At 42.9% G+C, this 20954-nt stretch carries 18 protein-coding genes and 1 pseudogene; 9 read left to right on the top strand and 10 right to left on the bottom strand.

Annotation, left to right across the window (positions count from 1 at the left end; translation table 11 throughout):
• Window positions 1–78: 78 nt before the first annotated feature.
• Both PCIT_RS16125 and greB read right to left on the bottom strand, forming a co-directional pair.
• Window positions 79–2400: a Tex family protein gene (locus PCIT_RS16125; protein WP_010366394.1), complete on the bottom strand. Its 2322-nt coding sequence runs from the start codon at window positions 2398–2400 to the stop codon at window positions 79–81.
• 89 nt (window positions 2401–2489) lie between these two features.
• Complete coding sequence (gene greB / locus PCIT_RS16120) at window positions 2490–2966, bottom strand: transcription elongation factor GreB (RefSeq protein ID WP_010366396.1); 477 nt, start codon at window positions 2964–2966, stop codon at window positions 2490–2492.
• A 194-nt stretch (window positions 2967–3160) separates the two neighbouring features.
• Between greB and ompR the strand changes: the two genes are divergently transcribed.
• The 3 genes and pseudogenes from ompR (at window position 3161) to PCIT_RS16105 (ending at window position 6083) form a co-directional block, all read left to right on the top strand.
• On the top strand, window positions 3161–3880 hold the full coding sequence (ompR, locus tag PCIT_RS16115) for an osmolarity response regulator transcription factor OmpR (protein WP_010366398.1): 720 nt from the start codon (window positions 3161–3163) through the stop codon (window positions 3878–3880).
• A gap of 8 nt (window positions 3881–3888) precedes the next feature.
• A pseudogene (gene envZ, locus PCIT_RS16110) lies at window positions 3889–5202 on the top strand (two-component system sensor histidine kinase EnvZ).
• 122 nt (window positions 5203–5324) lie between these two features.
• On the top strand, window positions 5325–6083 hold the full coding sequence (locus PCIT_RS16105) for a Rossmann-fold NAD(P)-binding domain-containing protein (RefSeq protein WP_010366400.1): 759 nt from the start codon (window positions 5325–5327) through the stop codon (window positions 6081–6083).
• On the opposite strand, the gene hutC is transcribed toward PCIT_RS16105, so the two are convergent.
• On the bottom strand, window positions 6080–6793 hold the full coding sequence (hutC, locus tag PCIT_RS16100; protein ID WP_010366401.1) for a histidine utilization repressor: 714 nt from the start codon (window positions 6791–6793) through the stop codon (window positions 6080–6082). The genes PCIT_RS16105 and hutC overlap by 4 nt on opposite strands.
• A 108-nt stretch (window positions 6794–6901) precedes the next feature.
• Between hutC and hutI the strand changes: the two genes are divergently transcribed.
• Window positions 6902–8128 (top strand): imidazolonepropionase, encoded by a 1227-nt coding sequence (gene hutI, locus PCIT_RS16095; protein ID WP_040698064.1) that lies wholly within the window; start codon window positions 6902–6904, stop codon window positions 8126–8128.
• A 128-nt stretch (window positions 8129–8256) separates the two neighbouring features.
• Window positions 8257–9918, top strand: coding sequence for an EAL domain-containing protein (locus PCIT_RS16090; protein ID WP_010366406.1), 1662 nt, complete (start codon window positions 8257–8259; stop codon window positions 9916–9918).
• Between the two features lie 5 nt (window positions 9919–9923).
• Here PCIT_RS16090 and PCIT_RS16085 read toward each other — a convergent pair whose 3' ends face one another.
• A complete protein-coding gene (locus tag PCIT_RS16085) occupies window positions 9924–10982 on the bottom strand; it encodes a formimidoylglutamase (RefSeq protein WP_010366408.1) in 1059 nt (352 codons plus the stop codon).
• Window positions 10983–10988: 6 nt separating this feature from the next.
• The gene (rraA, locus tag PCIT_RS16080; protein ID WP_010366411.1) at window positions 10989–11492 is read right to left on the bottom strand and encodes a ribonuclease E activity regulator RraA; all 504 of its coding nucleotides are present in this window, start codon (window positions 11490–11492) and stop codon (window positions 10989–10991) included.
• Between the two features lie 167 nt (window positions 11493–11659).
• On the opposite strand from rraA, the gene PCIT_RS16075 reads away from it, so the two are divergent.
• The 3 genes from PCIT_RS16075 to PCIT_RS16065 all read left to right on the top strand — a co-directional run bounded on the left by PCIT_RS16075 (window position 11660) and on the right by PCIT_RS16065 (window position 15243).
• Window positions 11660–12181, top strand: coding sequence for a phosphatase PAP2 family protein (locus tag PCIT_RS16075; protein ID WP_010366412.1), 522 nt, complete (start codon window positions 11660–11662; stop codon window positions 12179–12181).
• Complete coding sequence (locus tag PCIT_RS16070; protein WP_010366414.1) at window positions 12178–13230, top strand: MJ1255/VC2487 family glycosyltransferase; 1053 nt, start codon at window positions 12178–12180, stop codon at window positions 13228–13230. The genes PCIT_RS16075 and PCIT_RS16070 overlap by 4 nt, the downstream gene beginning before the upstream one ends.
• A 132-nt stretch (window positions 13231–13362) precedes the next feature.
• A complete protein-coding gene (locus PCIT_RS16065) occupies window positions 13363–15243 on the top strand; it encodes a methyl-accepting chemotaxis protein (protein WP_010366416.1) in 1881 nt (626 codons plus the stop codon).
• 175 nt (window positions 15244–15418) lie between these two features.
• Here the strand turns inward: PCIT_RS16065 and PCIT_RS16060 are convergent, their stop codons facing one another.
• The 5 genes from PCIT_RS16060 to priA form a co-directional block, all read right to left on the bottom strand.
• Window positions 15419–15793 carry a gamma-butyrobetaine hydroxylase family protein gene (locus tag PCIT_RS16060; RefSeq protein WP_010366418.1) on the bottom strand — a complete coding sequence of 125 codons (375 nt, stop codon included), beginning with the start codon at window positions 15791–15793 and terminating at the stop codon, window positions 15419–15421.
• Between the two features lie 57 nt (window positions 15794–15850).
• Window positions 15851–17179, bottom strand: coding sequence for an HslU--HslV peptidase ATPase subunit (hslU, locus tag PCIT_RS16055; RefSeq protein WP_010366420.1), 1329 nt, complete (start codon window positions 17177–17179; stop codon window positions 15851–15853).
• 11 nt (window positions 17180–17190) lie between these two features.
• Complete coding sequence (gene hslV, locus PCIT_RS16050) at window positions 17191–17709, bottom strand: ATP-dependent protease subunit HslV (protein WP_010366422.1); 519 nt, start codon at window positions 17707–17709, stop codon at window positions 17191–17193.
• 78 nt (window positions 17710–17787) lie between these two features.
• Complete coding sequence (locus PCIT_RS16045; RefSeq protein ID WP_010366423.1) at window positions 17788–18330, bottom strand: SPOR domain-containing protein; 543 nt, start codon at window positions 18328–18330, stop codon at window positions 17788–17790.
• 6 nt (window positions 18331–18336) lie between these two features.
• Window positions 18337–20508, bottom strand: coding sequence for a primosomal protein N' (gene priA / locus PCIT_RS16040; protein ID WP_010366425.1), 2172 nt, complete (start codon window positions 20506–20508; stop codon window positions 18337–18339).
• A 228-nt stretch (window positions 20509–20736) separates the two neighbouring features.
• Here priA and rpmE point away from each other — a divergent pair, with 228 nt between their 5' ends.
• Window positions 20737–20949, top strand: a complete 213-nt coding sequence (rpmE, locus tag PCIT_RS16035) for a 50S ribosomal protein L31 (RefSeq protein ID WP_010366427.1) — start codon at window positions 20737–20739, stop codon at window positions 20947–20949.
• Window positions 20950–20954 lie beyond the last annotated feature (5 nt).

Below are 20954 nucleotides of genomic sequence, written 5' to 3'. Positions count from 1 at the left end.
TTAAATTGTGTTAGATACCAGATAAGCATTCACAAAAAAGCCCATTCTACGATGGGCTTTTTTATTTTACTTGATTATTTACTTTTTCATTTTGGCGAAGGCTTCGGCAAATGCATTCCCCATGGCTGCATTACCTGAGTCTTTTTTTGGTTTTGCGTTGCGGCTGTGCTGCTTGGGTGCTGCTGACTTTTGCGCACTAGGCTTGTTTTTAGCCTGTGTGTCTTGTGGTGTAATTTCATCATTCAAGCGCATAGTAAAGCTAATACGTTTGCGTGCAACATCAACTTCAATCACTTTTACTTTTACAATGTCACCCGCTTTAACGACTTCACGAGGATCAGAAATAAACTTATTAGTGATCGCCGAAATATGTACTAATCCATCTTGATGCACACCCACATCGACGAATGCCCCAAAATTAGCAACATTGGAGACAACTCCCTCGAGTATCATGCCAACTTCTAAATCTGATATTTTTTCAACACCAGCTTTAAACTCTGCTGTTTTAAACTCAGGACGAGGATCACGGCCTGGTTTATCAAGTTCTTTAATAATGTCAGTGACCGTTGGCAAACCAAACTTTTCGCTGGTAAAGTCATTGGCTGCCAATTGGTTCAGTACAGCACTGTTTCCGATAAGTTCTGTGACGGGAAGTGCTTTTTGTTGTGCGATTTGTTTTACGACTGGATAAGCTTCAGGGTGCACAGATGAGGCATCTAATGGGTCTTTACCGTCGAGTATACGTAAGAAGCCTGCAGCTTGTTCAAACGCCTTTGGCCCCAATCTTTCCACTTTTTTCAGCTGGCTACGTGCAGTGAATGAGCCGTGTTCGTCACGATATTGAACAATATTGTTAGCCAGTGTTTTATTTAAACCAGACACACGTGTTAATAGGGGAGCAGAAGCCATGTTAACGTCTACACCCACAGAGTTTACACAGTCTTCTACGACCGACGTCAGTGTTTGACCCAGTTGGCTTTGCGATACATCATGTTGGTATTGACCTACACCGATAGATTTAGGCTCTATTTTCACTAATTCAGCCAACGGGTCTTGCAAACGGCGTGCTATCGATACAGCCCCACGCAGTGACACGTCTAAGTCAGGAAATTCATTTGCGGCAAATTCGGAAGCTGAGTATACAGATGCGCCAGCTTCACTGACCATGATTTTACTTAGGGCAAGCTCTGGGGCTGCTTTTAATAGCTCAGACGCCAACTTATCAGACTCACGAGAAGCGGTACCATTGCCAATGGCAATTAATTGTACTTTATGCTGACGGCATAATTGCTCTAGTGTGCGTAGCGATTTATCCCAATGGTTTTGAGGCGCATGTGGGAAAATAGTATTCGTGGCGAGTAATTTACCTGTGCTGTCGACAACCGCGATTTTACATCCCGTTCTCAGCCCTGGATCAATCCCTAAGGTAACGCGAGGTCCTGCCGGTGCTGCCATCAGCAAATCTTTTAAATTTTTAGCAAAGACGTCAATGGCGCCGGTTTCGGCGGTTTCACGTAGCGACCCGAGAAATTCATTTTCTAAATGCAGTGATAATTTAATTTTCCAGGCCCATTGCACAACGGTCATTAACCATGCACTGGCATTGGCGGATGTAACATTGAGTTGGTAGTGATCTGCTATCATTTGCGCGCAAAACTGTTGGGGCTCTGCCACATCTGGTTCTGGGTTAATAACCAATTGTAAAATACCTTCGTTACGCGCTCTTAGCATTGCTAATGCTCTGTGAGAGGGCACTTTGGTTAATTTTTCACTGTGCTCGAAATAGTCACGGTATTTGTTTCCAGAGTCTTCTTTTCCTTTAACGACTCGTGCCTCAAGTTGGCCATTTTGTTGAATATGTCGGCGAAGCTTGGCAAGCAGCTTAGCATCCTCAGCAAAGCGTTCCATTAGAATGAACTTGGCTCCATCTAACGCTGCTTTAGTATCACTGATCCCATTCTGGTCATTAACATAGTCTTGCGCTAGTTGCTCAGGAGATAATGCGGCATCACTAAATAGCGCCTCGGCCAGTGGTTCTAACCCAGCTTCAATTGCTATTTGACCTTTGGTGCGGCGTTTTGGTTTGAAAGGTAAGTATAGATCTTCCAATTCAGTTTTACTTTGCACATCATTGATGTCAGCTAAGAGTGAGTCAGATAATTTACCTTGTTCTTTAATGGTAGAGAGAATAAAGCTTCTGCGCTCCTCTAACTCTCGTAAATAGCCTAAACGTTGCTCTAATAAACGTAGCTGCGTATCGTCTAACCCACCGGTAACTTCTTTACGGTAACGGGCGATAAACGGTACGGTTGCCCCTTCATCAAGTAATGCCGTTGCAGCGATAACTTGCTGCTCTTTTGCGTTTAGCTCATGTGCTAAACGTGCAGAGATATTGCTCATGCAAAATCCTTATAAAGTTCAATGCTATACGCGTTTTTTTAGCGTACGTCTATGGTCTAACTATATCACAGCAAAAGGGAATAAGAAGCTTAGCTGATCACGTAATCAATTTTGTTAACAAACCAAGTTTTTTCGCCCTCAGGGGTATTAACAGTAAAGTCATCATCCACTTGTTTACCGAGTAAAGCTCGGGCCATCGGTGAGTCGATGGAAATGTAATCGTTGCGCTCATATATTTCATCTGGCCCAACAATTCTAAATTTTTTGCACTCTTGTGCTTCATTTTCAATTTCGACCCAAGCCCCAAAAAATACTTTACCGGCCTGTTGCTGAGAGTACTCAATAATTTTTAGATCAGGTAGTCGTTTTCTCAGATATCTAACTCGCCTATCTATTTGCCTTAGGACACGTTTATTAAATGTATAATCAGCATTTTCAGAACGATCGCCTAAGCTCGCAGCCCACGATACAATTTTGGTTATTTCAGGGCGCTTTTCATGCCATAAGTGGTCATGTTCTTGCTGTAATTTTCGGTACCCTTCAGGGGTGATCAGATTGGTTTTCATTTACTTGATTTGCTCTGAGTTCGTGCTGTGACAACTTAAATAAAAAATAAATATATGTCGAGCTTTCTAGATTAAACGGCGCTATTTTTTTGTTTGTAACGTTCCGTAACAAAACTTCTTTTAAGGTATGGTGTCTAGTTGGCATTTTTTCAATTATATTAAGCCAAGGTATTCAATAAAAAGAAGAATCAACAATGGGGAATGAAACGACCAAAGTGTTAGTCGTAGATGACGATATGCGTTTACGTAGCTTGCTAGAGAGATACTTGGTTGAACAAGGTTTTATTGTTCGTACTGCAGCCAATAGTGAGCAAATGGATCGTTTACTAGAACGTGAAAATTTTCACTTGATGGTGCTTGATCTGATGCTGCCAGGTGAAGATGGGCTATCTATTTGTCGCCGCTTAAGACAAAAAGAAAATGAGATCCCTATTGTAATGTTGACGGCAAAAGGAGATGAAGTTGATCGCATTATTGGTCTTGAGTTGGGTGCTGATGACTATATACCAAAGCCGTTTAACCCAAGGGAGCTGTTAGCAAGAATTAAAGCCATTTTACGTCGCAGAGCAAAAGAAGTGCCAGGTGCGCCTGCAGCCCAAGAAAATGAAGTGGTCTTTGGTATTTTTAAACTCAATCTAGCAACGCGCGAAATGCAAAAAGGGGACGAAGTCATTTCGTTAACGAGCGGTGAGTTTGCAGTACTAAAGGCATTGGTTAATCACCCTCGTGAACCATTAAGTCGAGACAAGTTAATGAATTTGGCGAGAGGGCGCGATTATAGTGCGCTGGAGAGAAGTATTGACGTACAAGTCTCTAGGCTACGTCGTATGATTGAAGAAGATGCAACCAACCCTCGTTATATTCAAACTGTTTGGGGGCTAGGGTATGTCTTTGTGCCTGACGGCCAAGGTTAGTTGTATTTATGAGTTTATTTCCAAAAAGTGCATTCGGGCAAACCGTTTTTTTTGTTGGGGCATTGTTACTCGTTAATCAAATAATGTCTTACATCACGGTGACTCTGTACGTGATTAAGCCGACATTTGAGCAAGCAAACCTTATGCTGGCGAAACAAGTAAAAACAGTCTTTATTGATTGGGAAGATGGCGTTGAAGTGTCTTCAGAGTTGTCTGATGTGTTTTTTGAGATAACGGGAATAGAGGTGATGACGCAAAGAGAGGCCTATATTAATGGCCTTGGTGACGCCAAAGAGTACACGTTATTGTCTAAGAGTATGTCTGAGCAATTAAATGGTTCAGCACGAGTGAGGATAAGCCAAGGAGATCCGATAGTGTATTGGGTTGAGGCACCGCAAGCACCAGGTTATTGGGTACGGGTTCCTTTAACCGGTTTTAGCGAAACAAAGTTAGAATTTTTGGTCTTTTACCTTTCTAGTATTGGATTTTTAAGTGTACTCGGTGGGTGGTGGTTTGCTCGACATCTTAATCGACCGTTGAGGGCACTTCAAACAGCCGCTGGACGAGTGGGGGTTGGGGATTTTTCAACGCGTCTTAAAGAAAGTGGTGCAACTGAAGTTATTGAAGTGACCAAGGCATTTAATCAAATGTCGAAAGGGATCGCTGAGCTTGAAAGTGACCGTCGCTTGCTGATGGCTGGCGTGTCGCATGATCTGTGAACGCCTCTCACACGTATTCGGTTAGCTACTGAAATGATGTCGGATGAAGAAGATTACCTCAAAGAGGGGATCATTGACGATATTGAAGATATGAATGCGATTATTGATCAGTTTATTGAATATTTACGGCATCATAATTCCAGTGAGATGGTACTTGAAGATATCAATACCATCGTTGAAGACGTGGTCAGTGTAGAGCAAAAACATCAGCGAACAATTCAGCTTGAAACGGAGGCATCGCTGCCAACGGTTTTATTAAATACGGTCGCATTAAAGCGAGTGCTAACGAATATGATTGAAAATGCGATCCGTTATTCCGATGGGGCTATTTCAGTGTCTACGGGGTTCAGTAAACAGCACAAATCAGTACTCATTAAAGTACAAGATCGGGGCCCTGGTATTCCAGAGAGTGAATTGGAAACTGTGTTTGAGCCGTTTAAGCAAGGAGATCAAGCTCGCGGTAGTGAAGGAAGTGGTTTAGGACTTGCCATAATTAAACGAATTGTGACCACACATGGTGGTACGGTAAGGCTCCGCAATCGCAAGCAAGGTGGGTTAAGTGCTGAAGTACTGCTGCCAGTGATGCGCTCAAGTCAAAGCTAAAATAGCAATTTTATAACGTTTTACGCGGTGATGCATAATTATATAGACACCTTTAAAGGTTTTTATTATGGCTGAGTAAAGTGTGACACTGAAGATCTGTAACTGAAATTTGGAAGTAAATTATGACGCGATTAGTTGTGGTAGGTGCAGGCTGGTTAGGGCACCCTTTATGCCAGCAAGCACGTGATTTGGACTGGCAGGTCGAAGGTACTCGGCGTAGCCCCGATGAGGCCGTTTCATTTGAACGTTATTTAGCGATGCCAAATGAGCACATTGAGCATACGCTATCTTTACATGATGCATGGTGGGTCTGTGCGTTACCACCTAGAGCCAGGCATGCTGATAGTAAGTATTTGCTTATGTTGCAGCAGGCTTTAGCGCTAAGTAAAACAATGTCCGCTCGGGGGTTTCTACTTTGTTCTAGTACAGGTGTATATAGTAATGCAGAGGGTATATATAGCGAGTATAGTGACCTTGATACTTCCACAGAGCGCCAGCAAGTATTAGTCACGGCAGAAGAGCTGGTGACCAGTCAGCAGGGTAAAGTGTTACGTCTAGCTGGATTGGTTGGTCCGGGCCGAGAGCCGGGTAATTTTGTCGCAGGGAAAACATTAAAAAGCTCTTCGCAAAGCTTGGTAAATATGGTGCATCAGCAAGATGTGATCAATGCCATTTTTACGGTATTGTCACAGTGGCGAGCAGCTCAGCCAATATACAATGTGTGTAATGCGTGGCATCCTACACGCACACAGTACTATCAAAAAAAATGTCAGGCACTTAACACCTTAGTTCCTGAATTTAGCTCTGCCGAAAAAGTGGAGCGTATTATAGATGGCTCAGCTATTTGTCAGCTGGGATTTGAATACCACCATACAATTTAGTGACGTTTAAATGTTAAATGCCCGCCTAAACGGTATTTACTGCCGGGCGAAATAAGGCGTGCAAAGCTGACGATCCCCTCTGATGACCATGTACGCCTTATGACCTGCAAACACGGCTCTTCATTGTATAAACTTAGCCATTGGCAAACTTCATTGCTTGGCATAATAGCTTCTACCGTATGGCGAGCTTCAGTTAATGGGGCAACTTGTGACAAATATTCGTGTGGCGTGATGTGATTAAAATCTTGTTGTAAATAGTGTATGGCAAGTGCTGGATTGACAAATCGTTCTTCTACTTGCAGCGGTTGCTCGTTTTCATTATGTACCAATACACTGCGATATACTTGGCTATTTATTTCTACACCGAGTGCAATTGCAATTGGTGCGACGGCCGAGATAGATTCTAACGATAAAACACTACAAGAGTACACCCCATTGCGTGCCTGTACTTCATCAGCTATGTTTTTAATTTCGAGTAACGATGATTGCGACTTAAGGCTGGCAACGAAAGTTCCTAATCCTTGGCTGCGAGTGAGTATGCCCGCTTCAGTCAGTTCGCTGAGTGCCCGTCGTGCGGTCATGCGACTGACAGAAAACTGCTCTGCGAGCTCATTCTCAGAGGGTACACGCTGATTTTCAACCCATTTTGCTGCTTGAATATTATCAATGATATGCTGTTTTATAAGAGCAAACTTGGGCGTTTGTGTCACGGCCTGAATACCTATTTTTATGAAGATATGAATAAAGGTGGCACAGATATCTTGTATATACAAGTAAGCTTGTTAAACTCAAACCAGATATTTTTTGGAGTAGTAGCAATGATTGAGCCTGATTTAGTAATTACAGATGTTAACCTTGCGACAATGGACGCAGAGCGCATTGCACCCTATGGCATGATAGAGCAAGGGGCGATTATGATTAAAGAGGGCGTGATCAGCTGGCTTGGCCTGCAAGCTGAGATGCCTGAATTTGATGCACTGGCGACCCCAGTCCACAGCGCAAAAGGGGCTTGGTTGACACCCGGACTCATTGATTGCCATACCCATATTTTGTTTGCAGGGGATCGTGCTACAGAGTTTGAGCAGCGGCTGCAAGGTGTTTCTTATCAGCAAATTGCGGAGCAAGGTGGTGGTATAGCCAGTACTGTTAGAGCAACGCGAGAAGCTGATCATGAAACGTTATTTGTTAATGCAAAGGGGCGTTTAAATAGTTTATTACGTGAAGGGGTAACGACTGTTGAAAGTAAAACGGGTTATGGCTTAGATACTGAAAATGAACTGAAGCTATTGGAAGTGAATAAGCTGCTTGCTGAACATCATCCAATTGATATACACAGTACGTTTTTAGGCGCGCATGCGTTACCTCCTGAATATAAGAATCAAGCCGATGCTTATATTGATATTGTATGTGATGAAATGTTACCTCAGGTTGCAAAGCTAAAGCTGGCCAGTGCAGTGGATGTGTTTTGTGAAAATGTGGGGTTCAGTTATGAACAAACGCGCCGAGTATTTGAAGCCGCGACAAAGTTAGGACTAAAAGTAAAGTGTCACGCTGAGCAGTTGTCCAACCAAAAGGGCACAGAGCTGGTGGCTGAGTTTTCTGGGTTATCGGCGGATCACATAGAATATTTAGATGAAGCAGGTGTTATGGCAATGGCGAAGGCTGGCACGATCGCTGTGTTGTTACCTGGTGCATTTTATTTTTTACGAGAGACACAGTTACCCCCATTAGAGTTGTTGCGTAAGCACAAGGTACCCATGGCCATTGCCAGTGATTTTAATCCTGGTACCGCACCATTATGCTCATTGCGTTTAATGTTGAATATGGGGTGTACGCTATTTAGGATGACCCCGGAAGAAACATTGCAAGGTGTTACCTGCCATGCAGCAAAGGCACTGGGTTTATCTGATAGAGGTATGCTGAAAGTAGGGATGCGAGCTGACTTTGCATTGTGGGATATTAGTCACCCAGCACAATTAAGTTACCAATTTGGCGTAAATGATCTGTTAAATCTCTGGATATTAGGTAAACTTACTCAGAATTAATTATTTATATCGGGGTGTTGATGTCGGTGTTCACATATATGTGGTCCGTCACAACTATTCCTGTAATCAACGGAATGCAACAGGGGGGGATCCCCCTTCTAGCGGCGCTGCTAGCGGGTGTAGTATTGATGGGCAGCATCGCAGCTATCGTGGTAACTAAATCCGCCAGTTTACGCATACTTCATGCATTGACTGCGAGTATAAGCTTGGCGCTCCTGGCGCTCAATACCGAATGGTTGTCGTATTTATTCGGACTTTCCCTCCTTGCGCACATTCATTTTGGCCTACGCCATGATGAAGATAATTACTTGGTACTTGCCTGTTTATCAACGGTTCTATTTATTATACTGCTTGGTGGACATATTCTTTGGCTTTGGCCTAGGCCATTAGGTATCACTGTATTGGCGGTTTTGTATCTAGGCCAACTTTACTTTATGACGCGAGAGAAAGAAGCCTCAGTGCCGCACAATGAAGTGGTGAGCGATCAAGCGCATGATATTCTTGGGTTACCCGATAGAGCGAGTTTAAGAGCCGCATTTACAGAATATAGAGTCACAGAGCCAGGGCCAGCTATGTTAGTGATGATTCGCCTTGAAGGGTTTGAACAGGTGAATCTACATTTAGGTCGAGAGTTTGGCGACTTACTCTTAGCGCAGTCTGCAAATCGTATAAAACAACAATTACAAAGCCATGATGTCGTCGCGATTGCCAATGGCAATGATATGGCGCGGGTGGCGCATTTAGGCGGGCTCAATTTTGTCTTTGTCTGTGGTCTGAGCAACCAAAAACATCTTCATGAGCAGCTAATTGACGATATCATTCGCAGTACATTGAAACCTTTCAATGTGGGTAACTGTACGTTGGAAGTGAGTGCACGCGCCAGCTATGTTAATTGCGACGAAGAACTCGGTCAATTTGACAACCTGATCACCTGTGCATTCTTGGCGCTAGATAGCCAACCAAATCGCTCGGTGTGTGCTTATCAACAGCAAATGCAAATTACGAAGTTAGAGCAACAGGCACGACTCGCTGAGCTGGCACACATTGATTTTCGCAGTGAATTTGAACTGTATTTTCAGCCGGTGATCCGCCATAAAGATGGAGAAATAGAGTTTTTAGAACTATTACTTCGCTGGCAGCACCCAAAGCAAGGTATTTTGGCAGCCGGTAAATTTATAGAAGATATTAGATTAGCAGGACTGGCTGTTCCTGTGGCGTATTATGTGATTGAGCGTGCAGCAGAGATTGCAATGGCATTGCGTATGGATAACATTCATATGCCACTGAGTGTAAACGTTTTTGGTCCAGAGATGTTGCACGAAGAGTTCATTGAATTTTTAGATAGAATCTTGCTTGAACATCATTTGCTACCGGGGGATTTGATCATTGAGTGCCCATCAGCATTATTTATGTCGCTGGATGCACAAGGCGTAGCAATGGTCGCTCGGTTGCGAAGCATTGGTGTGCGTTTGTGTGTTGATGGGTTTGGTGAAGCGCCGCTTATATTAGCGAAATTACCAAAATTGAGCGTGGATTATGTGAAAGTGGGTCGCTCTTTGACTGCAGGGCATCAACAACAAGGTCAATTTAAAAGCGTGGTGCGTGGTATGGTAGAGATGCAGCAACAACTGAACAGTAAAGTAATTTGTGAAGGGGTTGAAACACAAGAGCAGCTCAATTTTGTACAAAATCTTGATACCTTTGCTGCTCAGGGTTACTTTTTTGCAAGGCCTCTGAGCAGTGTGGGTATGATCAGTTGGTTAAAGCAATGGAAAATAGAGCATGAGTAAATAGACTATTGCTCAATGCGGGCTCGACTTGCTAAGTAACTACATACTAAACCACTGAGTACTTGCCCTGCTTCGATCATCCCTTGTGCAAGGCCTTGTGGATGATTGGCTGGCGCAGCTTCACACAGGTGTAAATAAGCCACATTGCGTTGTTCTGCTGATAATGACACAAAATGTTCAGCGTCATTCGTACTAAAACCACAATTGGTAAATGCGCTGACTGGCATACCGCTGATACTGTCAACGTCTACCTCAATCCCTAATGGTTTATCATCGGTAAAGCGCTTTAATCCGGTGGTGATTGCGTGGGTTAATGTTGCCTTTCGAGTGACTAAAATATCTTGATAACTGGTATAGGTGAATTGTGCTTTGTGTAAAGCGTCGATGATTGCCTGATTATTTTTTTGTTCATGCAAGCCGACCACATGATAATCATTAAGCATATTTTGTTGGTAAGCATAATGGAAGCCGTTACCGCTATGGCGACCTTCTATTGCTCTAAAATCAGCGTGTGGATCAAAGTTGATAGCATTGCATGATGTACCACTGGCATTATGTAACGCTTTTAAGATGCCAAAACAATTATTATGGCCGCCACCAATAATGATAGGCTCTAGCCCTGCTAAAAACACCATGCTGAGGACATCATTGACACGTTGATCTATTTCGGCGCATAAATCTCGTAATTGCGATAGCTGCTCAAGGTCTGTATTACACAAGTCGGTACTGGCGGTTTGTAAGTCGTCACAAACGATTTCACCTAATAACAAAACATTCTTTGGGTCTAAGAACTGGTTACAAGGGAGGTTTAAGAAGCGCTTTAAAAAGGCTTGCCAGCCAAGAGTTGCACCACCTTGGCCACAGTTTGCTCTAGGACCAATATCTTCATTCACGCCAATAAGTACATATTTTATACCGAACGAAGCCGCATCTTTTAATGCTTGCACCGTGGCTATATTTGTATCTAAAAAGGTCAGTGATTGCCAAAATTTACGTTCATTCTTACGTTCGGTAACGAGGCTGTTGATGTCAGCCTCGTGATATATGTGTAGGTATTCTGTCATGGTTTACTAATCTTGGGTGTCATCTACTTCAAGGAGTAATTCTTCGGCTGAGATAATTATTCCTGTACTGTCGGCATAAAGGTAGTCGTCATCGAAAAAGGAGACACCGGCAAAGTTAACGGGTATACCTTGCTCGCCAGCGCCTGAACTGTCGGCGGATACAGGAATTGACGTAATTGCTTGAATACCGATGCTACACTCTTCCAGTTCGTCCACATGGCGAACGGCACCATAAACGATAATACCTTGCCAGTTATTTTCAACCGCTAATTCAGCAAGATCAATATCAATGAGCGCCCGTCTAGTTGAGCCGCCGCCATCAATTAATAGGATGCTATCGCTACCATCTTGTCCTAGCATTGACCTGATCAATTCGTTATTTTCAAAACATTTTACAGTTTGAATACGGCCGCTAAAGGCGGTTTTCCCCCCAAAGTTAATAAACATAGGTTCGAGAACATCAACCACGTCAGCAAAATGATCACATAGGTCTGAAGTGCTGTAATCCATACTTTAAATCCTCTGAAAAAATAACAAAAGTTGGATTCAGTATACTCCCATAATTGGCCATAGCAATGCTAAACAGTAACTTACATATTAGTGTCGCAAAACTGTCACCGCTTTGTTATTTAGCTCTTCTATGCTGAAAATGTAGGCAAATAACAGGTGCATATAAAATGAAAGGTAAATTAGCACAGTTAGACACAGTTCTTTATTTTGCGGTTTTTACACCGAGCCCAAAGCATTGGTGGCGAATTGCTGCGCTGGCCTTCTCGAAAAGTGGCAATGGCGGTTTATATATTGTATTAGCATTAATATGCGCGCTGTTTTTTGAGCAATTGGGCCAACAATTTGCTTTGACTGCGGTATTGGCATTTGCAATTGAACGCCCGCTTTACTTCTTTCTTAAAAAGCGTATTGCACGTGTTCGACCGTGTGACTGTTATGCATTAAAAGCACTCTTAACGCCGGCAGATAAATTTAGTTTGCCGTCAGGCCATAGTGCAGGGGCGTGGCTTTATGCTGTGTGTATTGTCGAGCATTTGTCAGTGTACTGGTGGTTATTGTTTATATGGGCTGCTGGAGTCTCTTTGTCACGTGTGGTGGTTGGAGTACATTATCCACTGGATGTTGTTGTCGGCGCTTTAATGGGGATCGGTTGTGCGAGCTTATCTATTTTTTTAGTAGGGATGTTATGAAGATATTATATGGCGTACAAGGCACCGGAAATGGGCATATTACCCGAGCTCGAGTTATGGCTGATTGCTTTGCAAGAAAGAATGTAGATGTTGACTATATATTCTCAGGTCGTGATAACACGAAGTATTTTGATATGGCATCGTTTGGTGACTATCAAACTAAAACTGGGCTGAGTTTCAGTACGCGTAACGGGCAAGTGAATCAGATTGATACGTTAAAAAATATTAAGCTAGGTCAGTTTGTTAAAGACGTACGTCGATTAGAGGTAGACCAATATGACTTAGTGTTTAATGATTTTGAGCCGGTGAGTGCCTGGGCTGCTAGGCTTGCCAAAGTTCCAGTCATTGCGATGAGCCATCAAGCGGCTTTTCTTAGTCCGGAAGTACCTATGCATAGCCATGGCTTCTTGAAGCGTACTTTCCTAAAGCAGTTTGCGCCGGCAGATATTCACCTCGGTGTGCATTGGCAGCCGTTCTCTAAAAATATAATTCCGCCCTTTATCCCTTATGAAAAGCCAATTAACCATTGCCGTTCGATTGAAAATAAAGTGTTGGTTTACCTCCCATTTGAAGACTTAAATCGGGTGTTAGAGTTTCTACGTGATTTTCCAGATAAGGAGTTTTATTGTTATCACCCTGATGCGAAAGACTGTTCTAAAACACACATTCATTTGCGCGCACCGAGTCGAGAAGGGTTCCTCAAAGACTTAGCTAATACCAGCGGTGTAGTGGGTAATGCGGGGTTTGAACTCTCCAGTGAAGCGCTTAAGTTCGGTAAAAAATTATTATTAAAGCCGTTAGAGGGGCAATTTGAACAGCATGCTAATGCACAGACTTTACAGGATATGGGGTTTGCACGCGTAATGCACTATCTTAGTTCAGATGCACTGGAAGAGTTTTTGGTTGAGCCAAGTGGTAAAAGCATCGATTTTCCCGCAGATCCATGTGTCCTTGTCGATTGGTTGTTATCTAAACAATGGCATGATTTGGAAGGTTTACATAATTCACTTTGGCAAGGATTGCGAGTGCAGTCATCTAAAGCAGCCTAACTCCCTGCTTTATCCTATCTTTTTGCAATAGTGATGCAGAGTTTTTTCTTTAGTGTAATGCATTTGTGATACGCATTGGCACATATTCTCGGCTATACTGTTCGTTAGGTAGCAAAAAATATAGGTAACAGTATGGCCTTATTGGAAAATTTAACCATTAAACGACGCTTGCAACTGAATGCCCTTGTTGTGGGTATCGCAATGTTAGTGATGCTGTTCGTGATAATTCTAGAAGCAAAAACAATGCTCAGACTCAATGAAACCATTGAATATGCTGAAGAATTAGACATTCATGAATTGGCAATGCGTAAGTATGAGAAAAATTTCCTGTTTTATAAGGACACGGACGCCCTAGAGAAATTTGAAGCAGAGTATGCAAAATTACAGCAAAAAACAGTTTACTTAGCGGAAATATTCACTGAGTTTGATATCGATGCATCACAACTTAATGAATTCAAACGCCTTGCAGCGGCTTATAATCAAGATTTTCATGCGGTTGTGGAACTTCAAAAAGTCATTGGCTTGCACCCAAAAGATGCACTGTATGGTGAGTTAAGAGGGGCAGTTCATAAAGTTGAGACACTATTAAAACAACGCAAAAACTTCGAGTTATTGACCACAATGCTGCAGTTAAGGCGAGCAGAAAAAGATTTTATGCTGCGATTTAACCTTAAGTACTTAACTAAGTTTGATAAGTTGATTGCCACTTTTAACACACAAATTACGCAGGCAGGGTTTGATCGGTCATATCAGGAGAGTTTGTTGGCGTTAGTGGCTGAGTATCAACAAAAGTTTGGCGCATTAGTCAGTGCACAGCAAACCTTAGGGCTAAGCCTTGACGACGGTGCGTTGGGTAAAATGAAAGTTAATGTACAAAAAAGCGACCAAGTAGTTGCTGATATTGTAGAGCAAACGAAGCAAGAAATTAAACTCAATGCTGATCACACCCAATTTATGGGGATTACAATTTTTGTCGTTGCCGCTGTCATCGTAATGATTTTAGTGCTTCTAACGAGCCGCTCAATTATTCAACCAGTAGAGCGTGTTTATCAAACTATTGAGCGAATTCGCCGGGAAAATAATTTAGGTGTGACGATTGAGCAATCTGGTAATGATGAAATAACAGTGATGACGCGTGATTTTAATAGCTTAGTCGGTGATTTTAGAATTCTTATTTCAGAAGTTAATTCAGCGTTAGGCACGATTAATGATGCAACGCAGCATTTAACAGAAACAACAGCACAGACTAGCTCTGGCATGCATGAGCAATTACATGAAGCAGATATGGTGGCAACCGCAGCAACTGAAATGCAGGCGACCATTCAAGATATATCTCATAATACTGAGGCTGCTGCGCAAAAAGCAGAATCAACTAACAATAATGCTCAGCAAGGTCGTAATGAAGTAGACGCGACCATTAAGCACATTATGGTTTTATCTGACTCACTTGCGGGTGCGTCAGATGTGGTTTCTCAGTTAGAAAAAGACGGTGAAACGATAGGGTCTGTTTTGGATGTTATTCGCGGAATTGCGGAGCAAACCAACTTACTCGCGTTAAACGCGGCTATTGAGGCTGCGCGAGCAGGTGAGCAAGGTCGTGGGTTTGCAGTGGTAGCAGATGAAGTGCGCTCATTGGCACAGCGTACCCAAGACTCTACCCAAGAGATCGAAAGTATTATTTCGACGTTGCAACAACGCACGAGAGAGGTTGTCAATATTATGGAGCAATGCCGAGTACAGGGGAGTGAAAGTGTATCGCAGGCTGAAAAAGCAGGCGAGTTACTGACGTCCATAACAACAGATGTACAAACTATTATGGATATGAGCACGCATATTGCCACTGCCATTGATGAGCAAAACCAAGTAGCCTCTGAAGTGAATAAGAATGTAGTGCGCATTAGAGATATTGCACAAGTAGCCTCTGAACATGCGCAATCGAACGCGCAAAGCAGTGAAGAAGTATCAGAACAGGCCAGTGTGCTTCATCAGGCAGTCGCGAAATATAAAGTGTAAACGGCTTATATATCATTCTTAAAACGCAGCTGAACGCTGCGTTTTTTATACCTGAGATAAAGAGATATATCTGAGCATAGTAATAGGTTGGTCATTGTTGTAACGCAAAGGCCCGTTTACTTAAGTAATATGTTTTGGATTACAAATTACCTGTGAAAATCGTTTTAGCACAAGGCTACGGCATAAATTTTATCGGCACGCTATGAGCGTGTTTATTATGCTGGGCGACTCTGTCACTGTAGGTTTGCCAGTAAGTCGTGTGGTTTACACCGAGCTCTCGTAAGTATTGCCAACTGAATAGGCCTGAATTATGGCCATCATCAAAGCTGAGTCGTACCGCATAGTGGCCTACAGGCTCGAGGGTTGTAATTGCAACGGCGTGTTTATTTAATACCAGTTTACTTTGCTCAGCGCCGTGGCCTTGTACTTCTGCAGAAGGAGAGTGTGTACGCAGGTACTCACAACTTAGTGAGTAAATCATATCATCGTCAAAATGAACATCTAGTATGTTGCTTTTACGATGTAAATGGAGTTTCGTGACTAAATACATAACAATGAGTCCATAAAAAAACGGAGCAGAGGCTCCGTTTTATCATAGTTGCGCTGCTTATAAAATAAAGCGGCTTAAATCTTCATCTTGCACTAATGCATCCAGATGTTGTTCAACATACTGAGCATTAATTTCTAGTGCTTCACCATTGCGCTCTGAAGCATCAAATGAAATTTCTTCCATGAGCTTTTCCATGACAGTATGTAAACGACGGGCACCTATATTCTCGGTTTTCTCGTTTACACGCCATGCTGCTTCAGCAATACGAGTTAGCGCATCTTCTGTGAAATTGATATCCACTTGCTCTGTTTTGAGTAGTGCTTGCTGCTGCTCAGTTAACGACGCATGGGGCTCTGTTAAGATACGCTCAAAGTCTTTCGCTGTGAGTGCTTCTAGCTCAACTCGGATCGGTAATCGACCTTGTAATTCAGGGATCAAATCAGATGGTTTTGACATCTGAAATGCACCAGATGCAATAAACAGAATATGGTCAGTTTTTACCATGCCATGTTTCGTACTAACGGTAGAGCCTTCAATTAAAGGTAGTAAGTCGCGCTGTACACCTTCACGGCTTACATCTGGACCTTGTGCTTCACCACGTTTACAGATCTTGTCAATTTCATCGATAAAGACGATACCATTTTGCTCAACAGCAAATATTGCCTGCTCCTTAAGCTCTTCCGGGTTCACCATTTTAGCGGCTTCTTCTTCAATGAGTAGCTTAAACGCATCTTTGATTTTAAGTTTGCGACTTTTCTTTTTCTCACCGGTCATGTTTTGGAACATGCCCTGTAATTGGTTCGTCATTTCTTCCATACCAGGAGGTGACATGATCTCAACTTGAGGCTGTGCTTCAGCAATATCAATGTCGATCTCTTTATCGTCCAGCTGGCCTTCACGCAACTTTTTACGGAAAACTTGTCGTGTAGAAGTATTGTCAGCTGGTTGTGATTCACCCCATGCATCTTTCGCTGGCGGCAATAACGCATCTAAAATACGTTCTTCAGCGGCTTCTTCAGCTCTATGCTGATGCTTTTTAGATTGTTGCTCACGTGTCATTTTAATTGAAATATCGACTAAATCACGGATGATAGTTTCAACTTCTTTACCAACATAACCGACTTCGGTGAATTTGGTCGCTTCTACTTTTAAAAATGGGGCATTGGCTAACTTTGCTAAGCGACGTGCTATTTCAGTTTTACCAACACCAGTAGGACCAATCATTAAAATGTTTTTTGGGGTTACTTCAGCACGTAAATCATCACTTAGTTGCATACGGCGCCAGCGATTACGTAGCGCGATAGCCACAGCTTTTTTTGCTTTATTTTGACCTATAATGTGTTGATCTAATTCGTGGACAATTTCTCTTGGGGTCATTGCAGTCATGGCAATTCCTCTTACAATTCTTCGATGGTATGAAAGTTGTTGGTAAATACGCAGATATCACCTGCGATCTTAAGGCTTTTCTCAACAATTTCTGCGGCACCTAAATCGGTATTTTCTAATAAAGCAGTGGCTGCTGATTGGGCAAAGTTACCGCCGCTACCGATGGCAATTAAGTCATTCTCAGGCTGAACTACGTCACCATTACCGGTAATGATCAAAGAAGCGGTTTCATCTGCAACTGCAAGTAGTGCTTCAAGTTTACGCAGAGCTCTATCACTACGCCAATCTTTGGCCATTTCTACAGCGGCTTTTGTTAAATGCCCTTGGTGCATTTCAAGTTTACTTTCAAAGCGTTCAAACAAGGTAAAAGCATCTGCAGTACCGCCAGCAAATCCAGCGAGCACTTTGCCGTTGTATAAACGTCGCACTTTACGAGCGTTGCCCTTCATTACGGTATTACCAAGTGATACTTGGCCATCTCCACCAATAACAACTTTATTGTCACGGCGGACGCTTACGATGGTAGTCATAGTATTCCTTAATAGAGAGGCAGTTAGTGCCTCGTATTAAATTTAATTACAGCAGAGATGAGGGCGATTGGACTAAAATCAAGTCCAGCCCCAAATAGCACAGCCAACAATGTGGATCCGCTTCAATTTATTTTTGTCACTTTCGGCTTTTCGCTTACTATCATAAGGGCCTAAGCGAACGCGGTACCATACCCCGTTGCTGCCTTCAGTGCGGCGAATCTCCGCAACAAGCCCTGCAAAGGCGATTTTAGCTTTGAGGGCTTCGGCTTCAGAATATTTTCTGAGTGAAGCGCATTGCATTTGGTAAGGGCCTTGGCGTTTAATCTCTTTTACATCGACCTTTATCTCGTGGTTTTTAATTTCTTCTAAAAACTCAGGTGGGCGAGGCTTTTCAAGCACTTTATCAACTTGCTTAGCAACAGGTGCTGTTTTTTGAACAGATTCCACTTGTGCGGGATCTGCATTGGTTTTGATATACCAAAGTCCGTAAACGAATCCTGAAATTAAAACGAGTGCGGCGACCGCTAAAAACGTAGGAAACGGTTTACGTTGCGATACTGGTTTATTGTTTTTGCCTTTATTACTTTTAGGCTTTCTATTTATATAATCGTGCTGTGCCATAAATTACTAATAGGTATCCGTGGGATCTACGTCAATGCTCCATCGAATTCTATTTGCTAACTTATGCTCGCTAATGTACTGCATTAACTGAGCAAGGTAGCTATGCAAAGTAGGTCGCTCTGAGGCTTGAATATGTAATTGGTATCTGTACTTTCCAGCTACGCGCTCCATAGGGGCAGGTACTGGCCCGAGTAATTGTATACCAGAGTATGGGCTGACAGGAACCAAATCTGCTAAAAAGTCGATTACTATTTTAGAATTAGTCCCTTCAACACGTACTAATGCTAAATGCGTGTAGGGAGGAAGCGCTGCCTCTTGCCGTTCTTGTAGCGCGTAGCGAGCGAAATCTTGGTACCCGTTATTAACCAAATCTTGTAACAAAGGGTGCTCAGGGAAGTGAGTTTGCAGGAGAACCGTCCCTGGTTCGCCACTTCGTCCAGCACGCCCCGCAACTTGAGTGATTAATTGTGCCATGTGTTCTGTAGCTCTAAAGTCGCTCGAATAGAGTCCACCATCGACATCGAGCATAATGACGAGGCTGACATCAGCAAAATGATGGCCTTTGGCGAGCATTTGCGTACCCACTAATATGCGTTTTCCTCCAGCGTTGATGTCTGCAAGAGCGCCTTCCAACGCGCCTTTTCTGCGGGTTGAGTCTCTATCGATACGACTGATAGGGGTATCTGGGTAGTGTTGTTGTAAAAAATCTTCTAACTGCTCTGTGCCGAGCCCAACAGGCATTATCTGGGTACTACCACAGTCTGGGCATTGGGCTGGTACATAGCTTTGTTGTGTACAGTGGTGGCAAACTAAACGTGCCATTGCTTTGTGAAAAGTGGTGCTGGCTGAACAATGAGAGCACTCACTTAGCCAGCCACACTCATGGCACAGCAAGGTAGGCGCATAACCACGACGATTTAAAAACACCATGACTTGTTTGCCACGCGCCAGCGTATGCTCGATATGTTTGAGAGTTGCAGGTGCGAAACCATTTTGCTCAGCCTGACCTTTCATATCGATAAGTAAAAATTGGTTGTCTGCTTTTGTTTGGGCTCTTTTCGATAAGGTGAGTAATTGAAACTTCTTATCAATGGCTTTATATAGCGTTTCTAAGGCAGGAGTGGCAGTACCTAAAATAAGTGGAATGTTTATACGAGCGCATCGATATACCGCCAAATCCCGAGCATGGTAGCGTAAGCCATCTTGTTGCTTGAAAGAACTATCATGTTCTTCATCAACGATGACCATACCCAAATTTTTAAAGGGGAGAAAAATACTCGACCGCGTGCCTATTACTAGTGCGCAGCTACCTTGTTCTGAACGACGCCAAACATGTAAGCGTTCATTGTCCGTTAAATTAGAGTGCCATAAATCTATAGGTGTGTCGGGGAAGCGACGGCGAAAGCGGTTAACGGTTTGAGGCGTTAAGCCGATTTCAGGTACTAAAATTAATGCTTGTTGTCCTGAGTTGATGATGTTTTCGAGACATTGTAAGTAGACTTCTGTTTTACCACTACCAGTGATCCCTTCTAGCAAGAATGTTTGGTAGCCTTGATGTTGATTAATGACGCTGCAAGCGGCAGCTTGCTCTTCATTCAAACGCGGTTTATGAGATATTGTTCTTTGTGAGAGTGCCCATTGTGTGTCGTGTTCTAAATACTGTTTAACGAGCGCTTTGTCTTCGAGACCATCAATTTGTTGTTTTGTAAAACCTAGTGCTTTGAGCTCAGTGATACTTGAAGCGCCTGATGCGTGCAGTTGGGTTAACAATGCTTGCTGCTTCTTTGAGCGAAGTTTTGGCTGTGTGAGTCCTGACTCTGTCAAAGAGACGGTGGCAACAGTGGTTTTATCGGGGTGGTCGCCACTGCGCAGAGCGCCAGGTAAAGCGGTAAAGAGTGTTTCGCCTAATGGGTGGCAGTAATATTGTGCAGTAAAACGTAAAAATGCAATATGTTGTGCTGATAACACCGGTTCAATATCAATTATACGCGTGATGGGCTTTATTTTATTCTCGGGTACTTGAGTGTCGCTTTTTAGTGCGACCACCATCGCGACTAAACGTCGATTCGCAAAAGATACTTCGACTCTAGCGCCAATAGATACAGATTGCCCCTCGTCTAGTTTATAATCAAACGTACGGGGTAGAGGGACCTTAATTGCAACTTCAACAAAAGACATTAAAAACTCACATTCACTCGGATATGATTAATTTACTAGAGGGAGGTCTAAAAACCCAGTTTAAACTGCTTATATAAAAGTAGGTTGAGTGAAATTTAGCTAAATAGTGTATTTAGTGCTTGTAGATTGTGCTGTAGTTACATAAAATACGCGTCCAATTATTTGTATAACTACGTATGGTGCCAAACTTCGGGTTTGGAGAGCGATACGGCCTAACCAGAGGTTGCTATGAAAGAAGGTATTCACCCTAAGTACGAAACGATTAACGCATCTTGTTCATGTGGTAATAAATTTGCGACTCGTTCAACGCTATGTAAAGATATTCACCTAGACGTATGTTCTGAGTGTCACCCATTCTATACTGGTAAGCAAAAAATCTTAGACACAGGTGGTCGTGTTGACCGCTTCAACAAGCGTTTTGGTTCTCTTAGCAGTAAGTAAGACAA

The organism is Pseudoalteromonas citrea, assembly GCF_000238375.3.
GTDB lineage: Bacteria > Pseudomonadota > Gammaproteobacteria > Enterobacterales > Alteromonadaceae > Pseudoalteromonas > Pseudoalteromonas citrea.
Note: the sequence above shows the minus strand (reverse complement) of the source record. Positions and strands in the feature narration are given on the sequence as shown.